The 392-nt window shown below is 70.2% G+C and carries 1 protein-coding gene; it reads right to left on the bottom strand.

What is annotated here, in order from left to right; all coding sequences use genetic code 11:
• Nucleotides 1–392: alpha/beta fold hydrolase (locus tag MKW14_RS40760; protein ID WP_374116671.1), on the bottom strand; the 392-nt coding region annotated here is incomplete at both ends.

Raw genomic sequence — 392 nt, 5'->3', positions numbered from 1 at the left:
GCGGCCGTCGGCACGGCGTGGTCCTCGGTCGAGACGACCGCCCACTTCGGCGTCTTCGCCGGCGGATCGACCGTGGCCTTGTCGGTGAACGCCGAGAGGGCGATGGGTTCCTGGGTCACCGAGGCGGTGCGGATGGCCGACGGCGACAGCCCGTTGCCGTACACGGTCCCGTACTTGTCGGGCTTGAGGTACACGTCGGTGTCACCGCCGGGCAGGGGGACGGTGCGGAAGTTCTCGGCGACGAGCCGGGAGCCGGGGAACTGTCCGATCAGGGCGCCGGCGGATTCTCCCGCCTTGGGGATGACAGCGGCCACGTACACGAGGGCCTTGACCTTCGGTGTCTTCGCGGCGACCTGGCTGACGACCTCTCCCGCGTAGGAGTGGCCGACCAG

This window comes from Streptomyces gilvus (assembly GCF_022513565.1).
Classification (GTDB): domain Bacteria; phylum Actinomycetota; class Actinomycetes; order Streptomycetales; family Streptomycetaceae; genus Streptomyces; species Streptomyces gilvus.
The sequence above is the reverse complement of the archived record's forward strand: the minus strand, read 5'-3'. Positions and strand labels throughout refer to the sequence as shown.